10 protein-coding genes are annotated in these 14,285 nt (G+C 62.3%); all 10 read left to right on the forward strand.

What is annotated here, in order from left to right; genetic code table 11:
- The first annotated feature begins 2 nt into the window (after positions 1-2).
- The 10 genes from rfbA (at position 3) to JYG37_RS06285 (ending at position 13,844) form a co-directional block, all read left to right on the forward strand.
- Positions 3-896: a glucose-1-phosphate thymidylyltransferase RfbA gene (gene rfbA, locus JYG37_RS06240; RefSeq protein WP_124630631.1), complete on the forward strand. Its 894-nt coding sequence runs from the start codon at positions 3-5 to the stop codon at positions 894-896.
- Positions 881-1,432 (forward strand): dTDP-4-dehydrorhamnose 3,5-epimerase, encoded by a 552-nt coding sequence (gene rfbC / locus JYG37_RS06245; RefSeq protein WP_124556115.1) that lies wholly within the window; start codon positions 881-883, stop codon positions 1,430-1,432. The genes rfbA and rfbC overlap by 16 nt, the downstream gene beginning before the upstream one ends.
- Positions 1,433-1,440: 8 nt before the next feature.
- Entirely contained in the window at positions 1,441-2,322 is an 882-nt protein-coding gene (rfbD, locus tag JYG37_RS06250; RefSeq protein ID WP_124630632.1) for a dTDP-4-dehydrorhamnose reductase, read from the forward strand.
- Between the two features lie 239 nt (positions 2,323-2,561).
- Positions 2,562-4,007, forward strand: a complete 1,446-nt coding sequence (locus tag JYG37_RS06255) for a mannose-1-phosphate guanylyltransferase/mannose-6-phosphate isomerase (RefSeq protein ID WP_124556113.1) — start codon at positions 2,562-2,564, stop codon at positions 4,005-4,007.
- Positions 4,008-4,214: 207 nt separating this feature from the next.
- Positions 4,215-5,723, forward strand: coding sequence for a methyltransferase domain-containing protein (locus JYG37_RS06260; protein ID WP_249746029.1), 1,509 nt, complete (start codon positions 4,215-4,217; stop codon positions 5,721-5,723).
- Positions 5,723-9,442, forward strand: a complete 3,720-nt coding sequence (locus tag JYG37_RS06265) for a glycosyltransferase (protein ID WP_213345940.1) — start codon at positions 5,723-5,725, stop codon at positions 9,440-9,442. The genes JYG37_RS06260 and JYG37_RS06265 overlap by 1 nt, the downstream gene beginning before the upstream one ends.
- Positions 9,443-9,454: 12 nt before the next feature.
- Positions 9,455-10,495, forward strand: coding sequence for a GDP-mannose 4,6-dehydratase (gene gmd, locus JYG37_RS06270; RefSeq protein ID WP_124556111.1), 1,041 nt, complete (start codon positions 9,455-9,457; stop codon positions 10,493-10,495).
- Positions 10,473-11,390: an NAD-dependent epimerase/dehydratase family protein gene (locus tag JYG37_RS06275; protein ID WP_124630634.1), complete on the forward strand. Its 918-nt coding sequence runs from the start codon at positions 10,473-10,475 to the stop codon at positions 11,388-11,390. Before gmd ends, JYG37_RS06275 begins: the two co-directional genes overlap by 23 nt.
- 202 nt (positions 11,391-11,592) lie before the next feature.
- Positions 11,593-12,657, forward strand: a complete 1,065-nt coding sequence (locus JYG37_RS06280; protein WP_249746030.1) for a glycosyltransferase family 4 protein — start codon at positions 11,593-11,595, stop codon at positions 12,655-12,657.
- Positions 12,654-13,844 (forward strand): glycosyltransferase, encoded by a 1,191-nt coding sequence (locus tag JYG37_RS06285; RefSeq protein ID WP_124556108.1) that lies wholly within the window; start codon positions 12,654-12,656, stop codon positions 13,842-13,844. The genes JYG37_RS06280 and JYG37_RS06285 overlap by 4 nt, the downstream gene beginning before the upstream one ends.
- Positions 13,845-14,285 lie beyond the last annotated feature (441 nt).

Here is a 14,285-nt window from a genome sequence, read left to right on the forward strand (position 1 = left end):
CGATGGCACGTAAAGGCATCATTCTCGCAGGCGGTTCCGGCACGCGACTGTATCCGATCACGCATGTCGTATCGAAGCAGCTCCTGCCGGTCTACGACAAACCGATGATCTACTATCCGCTGTCCACGCTGATGGTGGCAGGGATCCGCGACGTACTCATCATTTCGACACCGCAGGATACGCCGCGCTTCGAGGCGATGCTCGGCGATGGCAGTCAGTGGGGGATGAATATCCGCTACGCGGTACAGCCGTCACCGGACGGGCTCGCGCAGGCGTTCATCATCGGCAGGGAGTTCATCGGCAACGATCCGTCCGCGCTGATTCTCGGTGACAACATCTTCTACGGGCACGATCTGGCGAAAAAACTGGAGCATGCGGACGCGAAGGAATCGGGCGCGACCGTGTTCGCATATCACGTTCAGGATCCCGAGCGTTATGGCGTCGTGGAATTCGACAAGCAGTTCCACGCGCTGTCGATCGAGGAAAAGCCGGCCAAGCCGCGCTCCAATTATGCGGTGACGGGCCTGTACTTCTACGACAATCAGGTGTGCGACATCGCCGCCGATATCAAGCCGTCCGCGCGTGGCGAACTCGAGATCACCGACGTGAATTCGCGCTATCTCGCCGACGGCAGGCTCGACGTCGAGATCATGGGGCGCGGCTATGCATGGCTCGATACCGGCACGCACGATTCGTTGATCGATGCGGCTACGTTCATTGCGACGTTGCAGAAGCGCCAGGGGCTCGTTGTCGCCTGTCCCGAGGAGATCGCCTATCGCAGGCAGTGGATCGACGCGGATCAGTTGCGCAAGCTTGCCGTCCCGCTCGCGAAGAACGGCTACGGGCGCTATCTCGAACACGTTCTTTTGGATCAGGTCGCATGGCAATTCAAGTAACGGCAACGGCGCTGCCGGAAGTCAAGATCATCGAGCCGAAGGTGTTCGGCGATGCGCGTGGCCATTTCTATGAAAGCTTCAACGCGCGCGACTTCGCGGAACACGTGGCGGCGGGCGTCGAATTCCTTCAGGACAATCATTCACGCTCGACGAAAGGGGTGCTGCGCGGCCTGCACTACCAGATCCGGCACGCGCAGGGAAAGCTTGTGCGCGTCGTGGAAGGCGAGGTATTCGACGTCGCGGTCGACATCCGCAAGCACTCGCCGAATTTCGGCAAGTGGGTCGGCGTCGTGCTGTCGGCCGAGAACCATCGGCAGGTATGGATTCCTCCGGGCTTCGCGCACGGTTTCGTCGTGCGCTCCGACGCTGCGCAGTTCCTGTACAAGACGACCGATTACTGGTATCCCGAGCACGAGCGCTGCATCGTATGGAACGATCCGGAGATCGGGATCGAATGGCCAATCGATGTGGAACCATTGCTGGCGCCCAAGGATGCCGCGGGGGCGCGACTCAGCGAAGCCGAGGTCTACGTTTGAGGCGGGATATGACGCAGCCGACGATTCTCGTGACCGGGGTAAACGGCCAGGTCGGTTTCGAATTGTTGCGATCGCTCCAGGGGCTCGGCCGAGTGGTGCCGTGTGACCGGTCGACGCTCGATCTTACGGATCTTGATCGTGTGCGCGCTTTCGTCAGGGAGCTGAAGCCGACGCTGATCGTGAATCCAGCCGCTTATACGGCGGTGGACAAGGCGGAGACCGAAATCGAGCTCGCGCGACGGCTGAATGTCGACGTGCCGCGCGTCTTTGCCGAGGAGGCGGCGCGTAGCGGCGGCGCGCTGCTTCACTACTCGACCGATTACGTGTTCGACGGTGCGAAAGCCGGCGCGTATGTGGAAACCGACGCGACGAATCCCCTGAATGCATACGGAGCGACGAAGCTCGAGGGTGAACGCGCGATCGCGGCGACCGGATGTGCGCATTTGATCTTGCGAACGAGCTGGGTGTATGGCCGGCGCGGCAGCAACTTCCTGCTCACGATGCTGAGGTTGGGTGCCGAGCGCGCCGAGTTGCGGGTCGTTGCGGATCAGGTCGGCGCGCCGACCTGGGCCAGGACGATCGCCACCGCGACGTCGCACATCGTCGCCCAGGGCGCGGCATCGGTTGACGCCGACTGGTGGGCGCGCCGCTCCGGTATCTACCATTTCACGTCTGCCGGTGCGACCTCCTGGTGCGGCTTTGCCGAAGCGATATTCGCCATCGCGATGGCTTCGCGCGCGCCGAGGGTCGTGCCGATTTCCTCGGATGACTATCCGACGGCCGCAAGGCGGCCGGCCAACTCGCGAATGGCGCAGGGGAAGCTGACGGCCGCATTCGGCTTGCAGATGCCGGATTGGCGCGATGCGTTGCAGCTGTGCTTGAGCGAGTGACGCGTCACGACGCCGCGCGCGCCGAGGTCGACGTGTTGCGGGCGCTGGGGAATGCCCCGGCCTTCCCCGGCGGTTGTCCCGGGCGCCCCGGCCGTTTCCGGGTAAGGTGGTTCGCCGGCTATAATTCCTGTTTCGGCGCGGTCTGATGCGACCGGCCGACACCGATGCCGGCGGTGTATTGATGCACATGGCGAAGGCTCGACCTTGCCAACGGATACTAAATTTCTGGAGTGAATGCGATGTTAATCCCCGTCATCCTGTCCGGTGGTGCTGGCACCCGACTGTGGCCAGTTTCCCGCGAAGGGCATCCCAAACCGTTCATGAAGCTTGCGGATGGTGAGAGCTTGCTCGTGAAAACCTACCGCCGGGCGGCAGCGGCGAGCGGCAATGATGGGGAATCCGAGCGCGGAGAACTGTTGACGGTCACGAACCGCGACTACTACTTCATGAGCAAGGACGAGTTTGGCTATGCCGCGCTCGGCAATCAGCAGTCCGGTGTATTCATGCTCGAGCCGACCGGTCGCAACACTGCGCCCGCCGTGGCGATGGCGGCGCATCACGTGGCGGACAAGTACGGGCGCGACGCGCTGATGTTGGTGCTCGCAGCCGATCATCTGGTGCAGGATCAGCAGGGTTTCTCGGCTGCGGTCGCGAGCGCGATCGAACTCGCGAAGCAGGACAAACTGGTCACGTTCGGCATCGTGCCGACGGGGCCAGACACGGGCTTTGGCTACATCGAGGCGGGGGATCGGGTCGGCGACGGCCGCGTGGCGCTGCGCTTCGTGGAGAAACCCGACGCGGTGAAGGCTGCCGAATATGTCGCAGCCGGCAACTACCTGTGGAACTCGGGCATGTTCTGTTTCAAGGCCGGTGTGATTCTCGACGAGATGGCGCGCCACGCCCCGGACGTTGCGACGGCCGCCGATGAGTGTTGGGCGTCGCTGCAGGCGGACAAGGGGTCGGCGCAGATGCTCGAGATTCCCGCCGAGTCGTTCCAGAAGATGCCCGACATCTCGATCGATTATGCGGTGATGGAGCGTTCGTCGAAGGTTGTAGTCGTCCCGTCCAGTTTCGGCTGGAGCGATATCGGCTCGTGGGGCGCGGTGCGCGACCTGACCGTGCCGGACCAGGACAGCAACCGGGCCGTCGGCGAGGCGATCTTCGTCGATAGCCGGAACACCTATGTGCAGAGCCAGGATCGTGTCGTCGCGGCGGTTGGCGTCGCCGACCTGATGATCATCGATACGCCGGATGCTCTGCTGGTCGCGAACCCCGATCGCGCGCAGGACGTGAAGCAGGTGGTAGCACGCCTGAAGAAGCAGAATCACGATGCATACAAACTGCATCGCACGGTGAGTCGCCCGTGGGGCACGTACACGGTGCTGGAGGAAGGCCCGCGCTTCAAGATCAAGCGCATCGAAGTCAAGCCGGGTGCGAGCCTCAGCTTGCAGATGCATCATCATCGCAGCGAGCACTGGATCGTCGTGTGCGGGATGGCCAAGGTCGTCAATGGCGATCGGGAAATTTTCGTTCGGACCAACGAATCCACCTACATTCCCGCCGGTCACAAGCACCGCCTCGAGAATCCCGGTGTGCTGGACCTCGTGATGATCGAAGTGCAGAGCGGCGAATATCTCGGCGAAGACGACATCGTTCGCTTCGAAGACGTATACGGCCGGGCTTGATGCCCCGGAAATGACGCCAGTCCTTCGGATCTAGCGGGGCTCATGGCGTGAAGCGCCAACTGGGAATTCCATTCCAGGTTCGGAATTCCGGTTTGGCGCGGCTGTGCCGTTCTTGACCAGCGATGGCCTGCTCGCGGCGCAGGCGTGCCGCGGGTCTGATGTCGACATATCGCCTTTGATGCGGGCAAGTTGCCGTGGAGCACATGCGTGAAAGCGCTGGGCTGCGCCCGGAACGCGTTCACCCGTGACGTCAACCTGATCCAGGAGCCGCGCTTCTCGCGGTGCTACTTGCCGGTGGTGGATAATTTCGTCGATGTGGCCTGGCTGCTGGACGATGGTGAGGAGTTTGTCGTAGTGGATAGCTTTTATCGCGCGTTTGAAGATCAGCATCGAGGCCCAAGGGAACTGATCAAGAGTCGGCTGGCGAAATACCGGCCGTTTATTGCGCCCCTTGCGAGGCTCTATCCGGGCGGGAAAGCGTTCGATCTGGGTTGCGGTCGCGGTGAATGGCTGGAGTTGATGGGGGAGTCGGGGTTCGCCGCGATCGGCGTGGACCTCGATGGCGATATGCTGGAAGCATGTCGGGAGCGCGGTCAGTCGGTATTTCAGGGCGATGCCATCGAGTATCTCGCTGCGCTCGACGCCAATAGTCACGCGCTCGTTTCGGCGTTTCACGTTGTCGAGCATGTGTCGTTCGAGCAAGTTCGACGAATCGTCAGCGAAGCGTTGCGCGTACTGAAGCCGGGCGGTCTGTTGATTCTCGAGACGCCGAACCCGGAAAATATCGTCGTCGCGGGCTGCAATTTCTATCTGGATCCGACTCACGTTCGACCGATTCCTTCTGAACTCCTGAGCTTCGTGGGCGAGCATGCCGGATTTGCCAGAGTCAAGCGAATTCGACTGCAGGAGTCCGCTGCGTTGCTGGAAGAGGGTGCGCGAGCCCATCTCATGGATGTGCTCGGCGGTGTAAGTCCGGATTACGCCATTGTTGCCCAAAAATCCTGCGGCGAAGCCGACGCGGCACTTTTCGACGAAGCGTTCGATGCCGATTACGGGCTGTCGCTGGCCGAGCTTGCTGCGCGTTTCGAGGCAGCGGCCGCCGGGGCGCATGAGCATGCCGCTGAACAGATTCAGCAGACCCGGGGCGAAATCGGGCGCTTTCATCAACAGGCCCAGAGCGAAATTGGCCGCCTTCATCGCGAACTGGGCTTGACTCGCGAAGAAGTGGACGGCACCCGCCGTGAGCTGATGCGGGTCCTCGATGAACTCGCGCAGATTCGCAGCGACCTGGGGTGTGTCCGGGGCGACCTGGAGCAAACGACCGGGGAACTCAGGCGGGCCCAGGACAACGCGCAGCACGCCGTCGAGCGATTGCAGGCGGTTTATGGCAGCACGTCCTGGCGTGCTACTGCGCCCATGCGAAGCGCCGTCACGCTCGCTCGTGGAGCGAAAGCGACGTGCAAATCCGGCATGAGGCGTGTGCTGTTCCGAAGCGTCGCGTACGTCAATCGCAACCCTCGTCTGCGACGATTGGCGGTGCGAGCGCTGGGCGTGATGCCGGGTGTGAAGCAGAGGCTCGTTCGGATCATCGTGGGCGCGCCTGCGCAGTCGATGCAGAGAAAGCCGATCGATGATGACGGTTTGACACCCCGCGCGCGCGAAGCGTACATGGCACTCAAGTCAGCGTTCGCGCCGGACCATGGGGATACTGAATAATGCGTATCGTTGTAGACATGCAAGGGGCGCAGAGCCTCAATTCGCGCAACCGCGGCGTGGGCCGCTACACCGAGTCCATCGTCAAGGCGATGATCCGGAATCGCGGCGACCACGAAATCGTACTGGCGCTGAATGGCGCGTTCGACGAGTCTGCAAGGGTCCTGCGCCAGCAGTTCGAGGCATTGCTCCCGGCTGGGAACATTCACGTCTGGTATGCAGCGGCGCCCGTCGCGCATGCGGATAAAGCCAATGGCTGGCGCCGCCACGCGAGCGAATTGACCTATGAAGCCTTTCTGACGAGCCTGAAGCCGGACTTCATTTATATCGCCAGCTACTTCGAAGGCTTCGGCGATGATTCGGTCACCAGCATTCACGCGCTTCAGACGAACGTGCCGGTCGCGGTCACGCTGTACGACCTGATTCCATACATCTATACCAAGCCTTATCTTGAGAATCCTCTTTTCAAGGATTGGTACCTCGAGAAAATCGAACATCTTCGACGCGCAGATCTGTGGTTGGCCATTTCCGAATCGTCTCGCTCGGAAGGGATCGAATATCTCGATCTCTCGCCCGAGTGGTCGGTCAACATGTCCGCCGATGTCGACGCATGGTTCCGTCCCGAGCAGATTGCCGCCGAGCGCGAAGCTGCGCTGCGAAGCAAATACGGGCTGACGAAACCGTTCGTGCTCTATACGGGCGGGATCGATCACCGCAAGAACGTCGAAGGCATGATCCGCGCGTTCGCATTGCTGCCGTCCGAGTTGAGGAAGTCGCACCAGTTGGCGATCGTTTGTTCGATTCAACCGGCTAGCCGTGATGCATTGACGCGCCTGGCCCGGCAAGTCGGCCTGGACGCGGCTGATGTCGTATGCACGGGCTTTGTGCCCGACGAGGATTTGCTGTCGCTCTACAATCTGTGTCGCTTGTTCGTCTTTCCTTCGTGGCATGAAGGTTTCGGTTTGCCGGTGCTGGAGGCGATGCGTTGCGGCGCGCCCGTCATCGGCGCGAATACGTCGAGCGTTCCCGAGGTGATTGGCTGGGAGGAAGCGCTGTTCGATCCCAAATCCGACGACGCGATTGCGCAGCACATGCAGCGTGGCCTGACGGACGAGGGTTATCGTCAGGCACTGATCGAACACGGGACGCGTCAGGCGGGCAAGTTCTCGTGGGACCGCAGCGGGCGGTGCGCGCTCGATGCAATCGAGCGGCGGCGTCGGGCTTGGCTCGCCGAAACGCGCGAGCCGGAAGTCCAGTCGAAACGGCCCAAACTGGCCTACGTGTCGCCGATGCCGCCGGCCCGCACCGGGATCGCCGACTACAGCGCCGAATTGCTGCCGGAACTGGCGCGCTTTTACGATATCGACGTCATCGTCGATGCGCAGGCAGCGCGGGAAATGCGGCTCGACCAGTTCGCGCCCGTCTCGGTCAAAACGCCGGCGTGGCTGCGCAAGCATGCGGCTTCGTACGATCGGGTGCTCTATCATTTCGGCAACTCGTCATTCCACGAGTACATGTTTTCGCTGCTGGAAGCCGTACCGGGAGTCGTTGTTCTGCACGATTTCTTTCTGTCGGGCGTGCTTGCGCACATGGCCATTCACGGGAACCGCTCCGACGCTTGGTCCAAGGCACTGTATGACGCGCACGGGTACGTCGGCCTGCGGGCACGACATCTGAGCGCGGATATTGCGAACGCGGTCTGGGAGTATCCGTGCAGCCTGGGCGTGGTCCAGAAGAGCCTCGGCGTGATCGTCCATTCTCCCAATTCACTGCGGCTGGCTCGTCATTGGTATGGCGGGGACGTAGCTGATTGGACCGTCATTCCTCACATGCGCGATGCGAGTACCGCGTCGGGCGGCGGGGACGCGCGCGACGCGCTGGGGATCGGCAAGGACGACTTCGTGGTGTGCGCGTTCGGCGGCCTCGGGCCGTCCAAGTTGAATCACCGGCTGCTTCATGCGTGGGGCCAGTCAGCCCTCGCGCGCGATCGGGCTTGTCATCTGATATTCGTCGGGGAAAATCAGCCGACCGAGTATGGCGAGAAACTCGCGCGCACCATTCGGCAAATGGGCGGTCGGGTCCGCATCACGGGTTGGGCCGATGCGCAGATGTTCCGCCGGTATCTGGCGGCAGTCGATGTCGGCGTCCAGTTGCGTACGCTGTCTCGCGGCGAGACGTCCGGGACGGTGCTGGACTGCATGAATTACGGCAAGGCGACGATCGTCAATGCCAACGGAAGCATGGCAGACCTGGATCGCGAGGCGGTATGGATGTTGCCGGACGAGTTTTCCGACGAGCAACTGGTCGAGGCGCTGGAAACGCTGCGCTCGGATCCGGCACGCCGGCAACGGATGGGCGCGCGCGCGCGGGACATCATCGTCACTGCCCATGCGCCCGACGTCTGTGCGCAACAGTATCGCGATGCTATCGAGCGGTTCTATCTCCAGGCGAATGCGAATCCCGTCGTATTGTCTCGCGCCATCGCGCTTCGCGCCGGCCAGGCCAGCGACGACCAGTTGCGCACCTGGGCGCTGAGCGCGGCGAGGAGCTTTGTTCCGCGCAACAACAAGCGGCAATTGTTGGTCGACATCTCCGAACTCGTGCAGGTGGATGCCAGAAGCGGGATCCAGCGCGTCGTGCGCAATCTGCTGAAGGAATGGCTGGATTCTCCTCCTGACGGCTTTCGAGTCGAGCCGGTTTATGCCACGACGACGGACTCCTATCGGTATGCACGTCACTTCACCGCGCGGCTGATGGGCTTCGAGGACGGCTGGCTGCAGGACGAGCCGATCGACTATGCGGCAGGAGACGTATTCGTCGGCCTGGATCTGCAACCGCGGGTCGTGCCAGCGCAGCGGGCGTTTTATCAAACCATGCGACTACAGGGTGTGCAGGTCAAGTTTGTCATCTACGATCTGCTTTGCGTGCTGCTCCCGCAGTATTTCGTTCCTGGCGCGGCCGACGGGTTTACGGGGTGGCTCGATGTCGTGGCGGAGAATGACGGCGCGCTGTGCATTTCGCAGGCCGTGGCGGCGGATTTGTCGTCATGGCTGGCAACGCACGCGCCGGATCGCGCACGCGCGTTCGAGATCGACTGGTTCCATCTCGGAGCGGATATCGAAAATTTCGCGACGTCTTCGGAAATCCCGCGAGACGGAAGCAAGGTGCTTCAACACCTGCGTGATGCCCCGACGTTCCTGATGGTGGGGACGCTGGAACCCCGCAAGGGGCATGCTCAGGTACTGGATGCGTTCGAGCAGCTGTGGCGCGACAATCGGAATGTCAATCTGGTCGTCGTGGGGCGACAGGGCTGGATGGTGGAGGAACTGGTCGCCCGCCTGCGGGCACACACGGAGCAGGGGCGCCACCTGTTCTGGCTGGAAAATGCCTCGGACGTCTATTTGGAGAAAATCTATGGGGCGAGCTCGTGTCTGGTTGCGGCGTCCTATGGTGAAGGCTTTGGTTTGCCGCTGATCGAAGCCGCGCAACATGGATTGGCGATCATCGCGCGGGATCTGCCGGTGTTTCGCGAAGTGGCTGGCGAGCATGCATTCTATTTTTCCGCGCAAGACGGGCGCGAACTGGCGACCGAGATCGACGCATGGCTGGAGCTCCGGGCCCGGCAGCAGGAGCCTTCGTCTCGCGGTATGCCGTTCCTGACCTGGGCGCAGAGTGCTCGCCAATTGGCAAAAATTCTCATGCGCGATGAAGCGTATTCTTAAAGTAGGGTCATTATGTCCAAGAAAATTTCCATCATCACCGGCATCACGGGACAAGACGGTGCTTATCTGGCCGAGTTGCTGCTCGACAAGGGCTACACGGTCTACGGCACCTACCGCCGCACCAGCTCGGTGAACTTCTGGCGCATCGAGGAGCTCGGCATTGCCAAGCATCCGAACCTGCATCTGGTCGAATACGACCTGACCGATCTGTCGGCGAGCATTCGTCTGCTTCAGACGACCGGGGCAACGGAGGTGTACAACCTCGCCGCGCAGAGCTTCGTCGGCGTGTCCTTCGACCAGCCGGTCACCACTGCCGAGATCACCGGCATCGGCCCGCTGAACCTGCTCGAGGCGATCCGCATCGTCAATCCGAAGATCCGCTTCTACCAAGCGAGCACGTCCGAGATGTTCGGCAAGGTGCAGGCGATCCCGCAGATCGAATCGACGCCGTTCTATCCGCGCAGCCCGTATGGCGTGGCGAAGCTGTATGCGCACTGGATTACGGTCAACTATCGCGAGAGCTACGACATCTTCGGCTGCAGCGGGATCCTGTTCAATCACGAGTCGCCGCTGCGCGGCCGCGAATTCGTCACGCGCAAGATCACCGACTCCGTCGCGAAGATCAAGCTCGGCCAGCTCGACGTGCTCGAACTGGGCAACATGGATGCAAAGCGCGACTGGGGCTTTGCGAAGGAGTACGTCGAGGGTATGTGGCGCATGCTGCAGGCCGACGAGCCGGATACGTACGTGCTGGCCACGAACCGGACCGAGACCGTGCGTGATTTCGTGAGCATGGCGTTCAAGGCGGCCGGCATCGACCTCGAGTTCAAGGGCAGCGACGAGCAGGAAATCGCCGTCGATGTCGCCACCGGCAAGACGCTGGTTCGCGTGAATCCGAAGTTCCATCGGCCGGCCGAAGTCGATCTGCTGATCGGCAATCCGGAGAAGGCCAAGCAGAAGCTCGGCTGGACACCGGAGACGACGCTGGAGCAGCTGTGCGCGATGATGGTTGAAGCGGATTTGCGCCGAAATGAACGCGGCTTCTCGTTCTGATACCCCGCGCGCCCTGGTGACGGGGCTCGGCGGCTTTACCGGCGACTATCTCGCGAAGTCGTTGCAGGCGGCCGGCTATCGCGTATTCGGCACGACGCACGGCGCCGAGGCGACCGGCGCCGGCATGTACCGGGTCGATCTGTGCGACCGGGCGGCGCTGGCAAAGGTCGTCGCGGACGTGCAGCCGGACGTGGTCGCGCATCTCGCCGCGGTCTCGTTCGTCGCGCACGGTGATGCGGACGCGATCTATCGCACCAATGTGGTCGGTTCGCGGAACCTGCTGGAAGCGCTCGCGAATCTGGCGAACCGTCCGCGGGCGATTCTGCTGGCGAGCAGCGCCAATATCTATGGCAATGCGGCGGTCGAGATCATTGACGAATCGGTCGAGCCGAATCCCGCGAACGATTACGCGGTTAGCAAACTGGCGATGGAGTACTTGGCGCGCCTGTGGCGAGACAAACTGCCGATCGTCGTTGCGCGTCCGTTCAACTACACGGGTGTCGGGCAGTCGCCGCAGTTTCTGCTGCCGAAGATAGTCGGCCATTTCCAGCGCGGCGAGCGTGTGATCGAGCTCGGCAATATCGATGTCGAGCGAGATTTTTCCGACGTGAGGCGCGTGGTGGACGCCTATCGGCGCCTTCTGGAACAGGCACCGGCTGGTGGCGTGTTCAACGTTTGTTCGGGCCGCGCGGTGTCGCTGAAGGCGGTGATCGCGATGATGGAGCAGATCGCCGGCTATACGATCGACGTGCAGGTCAATCCCGCGTTCGTACGTGCGAACGAGGTGCGCCGATTGCAGGGCAATGGTGCGCGATTGCAGGCCGCTATCGGGCCGCTCGACGACATTCCGCTGGAGAGTACGTTGCGCTGGATGTTCGAAGCGGGGCGTGGGTGAGAGTCGGTTTCGGTATGGTCGCGTCGGTTTCGCGTGGTGCGTACGCCGTCTCGGCGGGTTCGCGTCGGCAGTTTGCCGAACGTGCGGGGTGCGACGAGGTATCGGCGTCGTTCTGCCGGATCGTACGATTCTCCGCGTTCAGTGGCCGCGTTCGCGCCGCTTATGAGTCGGCTCGGATGAGGAGCAGCACGTGAAGTTGGGGGTGGATATCACCTGGATGGTGGGCAATTACCGCGGCATGGGGCGATTCGCCCGACAACTGGTGGAACCGGTCAGCTCGTCGGTGCTGGGTCTGGCCCCGAGTGGCGTGAGTGCCGAGGAATGGCCGTTTGTCAGTGACGGACATGGTTTCTTCCCGTGGTGGGAACAGGTCGAGTTGCCGCGCTTGTGCCGCGAGCAAAAGCTCGACTATCTGCTATGCCCGTATAACACGGGGCCGCTGCGGTCCACCGGCAACACGCGGGTGATCGCGGTTGTCCATGACCTGATCTACATGAAGCCGTGGCATGTGCTGCCGCCGGCGCGATCGCTGTATCAGACTGTTGGGCGAGTCTACCGTCGCCAAGTGGTGCCGCGGCTCGTCCGCCGGGCCGACGCCGTGCTCACCATCTCAAGCTTCACGCAGCGAGAGTTGATGGAGCGGTTCGGGTTGCGCGAGGCGGACGTTCCTGTCATTCCGTGCACGATTTCGGACGACTGGTTCGCGCCGCCGGTCAGTCGGTCTGCCCGCCAACCGTATCTGTTCACGGTGGCGGGGGAAGTGCCCAGCAAGAACGTTGACCGTTTGCTGCAGGCTTTCGCGATGGCGAGGCCCGCGCTGGGCGATGATGCACGGCTCAGGATCGCGGGAATCAAATCCGACCATCACGCGCACTTTCTCGGGCGAGCGAATGCGCTCGGGCTGGAGGGCTTCGTCGAACTGCTGGGCTACGTGTCGCGAGAGGATCTGCGGCAACAGTATCGCCACGCCCGCGCATTCATCTTTGCGTCGTTGTTCGAAGGGTTCGGGATTCCATTGCTGGAAGCGATGGCGTCCGGTACGCCCGTCGCATGCAGCAACACGACGTCGATGCCCGAGATCGTCGGCGAGTGCGGCCTGCAGTTCGATCCTTATTCGGTCGAGGAGATGGCCGAGCAGATCCGCAACATATGGAGCGACAGCACGCGATTCGACGTAGCGGTCGGTGCCGGCATGGACCGCGCGCGCACGTTTTCGGCGTCTGCCGTTCGTCCATCGATTCAGGATTTCTGGGCCCGCCTGTCATGAGCCAGAACAAGAAGAAACTGCTGGTTCTGACGCCGCGGTTTCCGTACCCGGTGATCGGCGGCGACAAGCTGCGGATCTACCATCTTTGTCGCGTGCTGTCCCGCCATTACTCGCTGACGCTGCTGAGCATGTGCGAGACCGAGGAAGAAATGCGCGCCGTGTTGCCGGACGACGGCGTGTTCGACCATGTCGAGCGGGTTTTCCTGTCGCGTCGTCGGTCGTACGTCAATACGCTGCTCGCGTTGCCGACGCGCACGCCGTTGCAGGTCGCGTACTACCGGAGCCGCGCGTTTGCGGCGGCGGTGGCGAGATTGCTGTCGTCGCACGATGGCGTATTCGTGCATCTCGTGCGTTGTGCTGAATATGTACGCAAGTCGGACAAGCCGCGCATCCTCGAGATGACCGACGCGATCTCGCTCAACTACAGTCGCGTGAAGCAGTTGAAGAACGTACGAGGGCTGAAGTCGCGCGTGTTCGGTATCGAGGCAAAGCGCCTGCTCGACTACGAGCGCACGATCGTCGACGACTTCGATCTTTCGGTGCTGGTGTCCAGAACCGATCGCGACTACCTGTTTCCCGGCGCGTCGGGCAAGAACGTGATGGTGTGCTCGAACGGCGTCGACCTGTCGGGCCTGCCGTACACGCCGCGCAGCATGGCGAGCCGGATCATGATTTTCATCGGCGACATGCGCACGGTCCAGAACCAGGATATGTGCCACTTTTTCGCCGAGGCCGTGTTGCCGTTGCTGCGCAAGCGTGCCGACTATCGTTTCCGGATCGTGGGGTCGATCGTTCCTGCACTCGCCGAACGTTTTCGTGCATACGACGGCGTCGAAGTGACCGGCCGGGTCGAGTCGGTTGCGCAAGCTGCTTTCGATGGCGCAATCGGCGTATGTCCGATGCGCATCGGCGCGGGCGTGCAGAACAAGATTCTCGAATACATGGCGCTCGGGCTACCCGTCGTTACCACGTCGCTGGGCCATGAGGGCTTGGGCGCGGAAGGGGGGCGGGAACTGTTGATCGCCGATACGCCGGAGGAATTCGTCGAGTGCATCGAACAGCTCGTTGCCGACGAGGCCGCATCGGCAGAGATGGCGGCGCGAGCGCGAACCTTCGTAGAACGTGAGCATGGGTGGGAGCGAATGATCGCGCCGCTCGTCGAAAAGGTGGATGCGTTGCTGGCCTGATCGCTGTCGTGCCGGATTGTCGCGGCCCAGACGCGCCCGGCTCGCTTGCAAGCAGCAGTTCGACTGTCGTCGGCCCGGCCATTCGCGGTGTCCGGCTTGGAGGCCGCGAGCCGGCACGGTTACAATTTGGCACGCCCGATGGACCCCGATGCCGGCCGTGGCCGTCTTCTTTCACGATGTCGTGGCCGGGGAGGGCGATCGCGGTCACATAAGCGATGCAGCATTTATGGTCGAATCAGAGGCCGCGCATCGATTCGTATCGGCCCAGCCACGGCCGGCTCCACGGTGGTGCGAATCGATGACGGCGCCCACGATCGATATTCTTCTCGTTTTCGAGAGTCCAGCCGTGTATTTCTTTGGTCCCCTTCCCATATGCGTGCGCCCACTGGGCACAGGCAGCCCCGCGTGCCATGCAGTCCGGCGCGCCGTCATGCGCGTGCC

The sequence above is a fragment of the Burkholderia sp. LAS2 genome, assembly GCF_018417615.1.
In the GTDB taxonomy this organism is placed as follows: domain Bacteria; phylum Pseudomonadota; class Gammaproteobacteria; order Burkholderiales; family Burkholderiaceae; genus Burkholderia; species Burkholderia sola.

Coding starts and splice junctions, on each gene's coding strand:
- rfbA (WP_124630631.1), top strand. CDS start 3: ATGGCACGTAAAGGCATCATTCTCGCAGGCGGTTCCGGCACGCGACTG.
- rfbC (WP_124556115.1), top strand. CDS start 881: ATGGCAATTCAAGTAACGGCAACGGCGCTGCCGGAAGTCAAGATCATC.
- rfbD (WP_124630632.1), top strand. CDS start 1,441: ATGACGCAGCCGACGATTCTCGTGACCGGGGTAAACGGCCAGGTCGGT.
- JYG37_RS06255 (WP_124556113.1), top strand. CDS start 2,562: ATGTTAATCCCCGTCATCCTGTCCGGTGGTGCTGGCACCCGACTGTGG.
- JYG37_RS06265 (WP_213345940.1), top strand. CDS start 5,723: ATGCGTATCGTTGTAGACATGCAAGGGGCGCAGAGCCTCAATTCGCGC.
- gmd (WP_124556111.1), top strand. CDS start 9,455: ATGTCCAAGAAAATTTCCATCATCACCGGCATCACGGGACAAGACGGT.
- JYG37_RS06275 (WP_124630634.1), top strand. CDS start 10,473: ATGAACGCGGCTTCTCGTTCTGATACCCCGCGCGCCCTGGTGACGGGG.
- JYG37_RS06285 (WP_124556108.1), top strand. CDS start 12,654: ATGAGCCAGAACAAGAAGAAACTGCTGGTTCTGACGCCGCGGTTTCCG.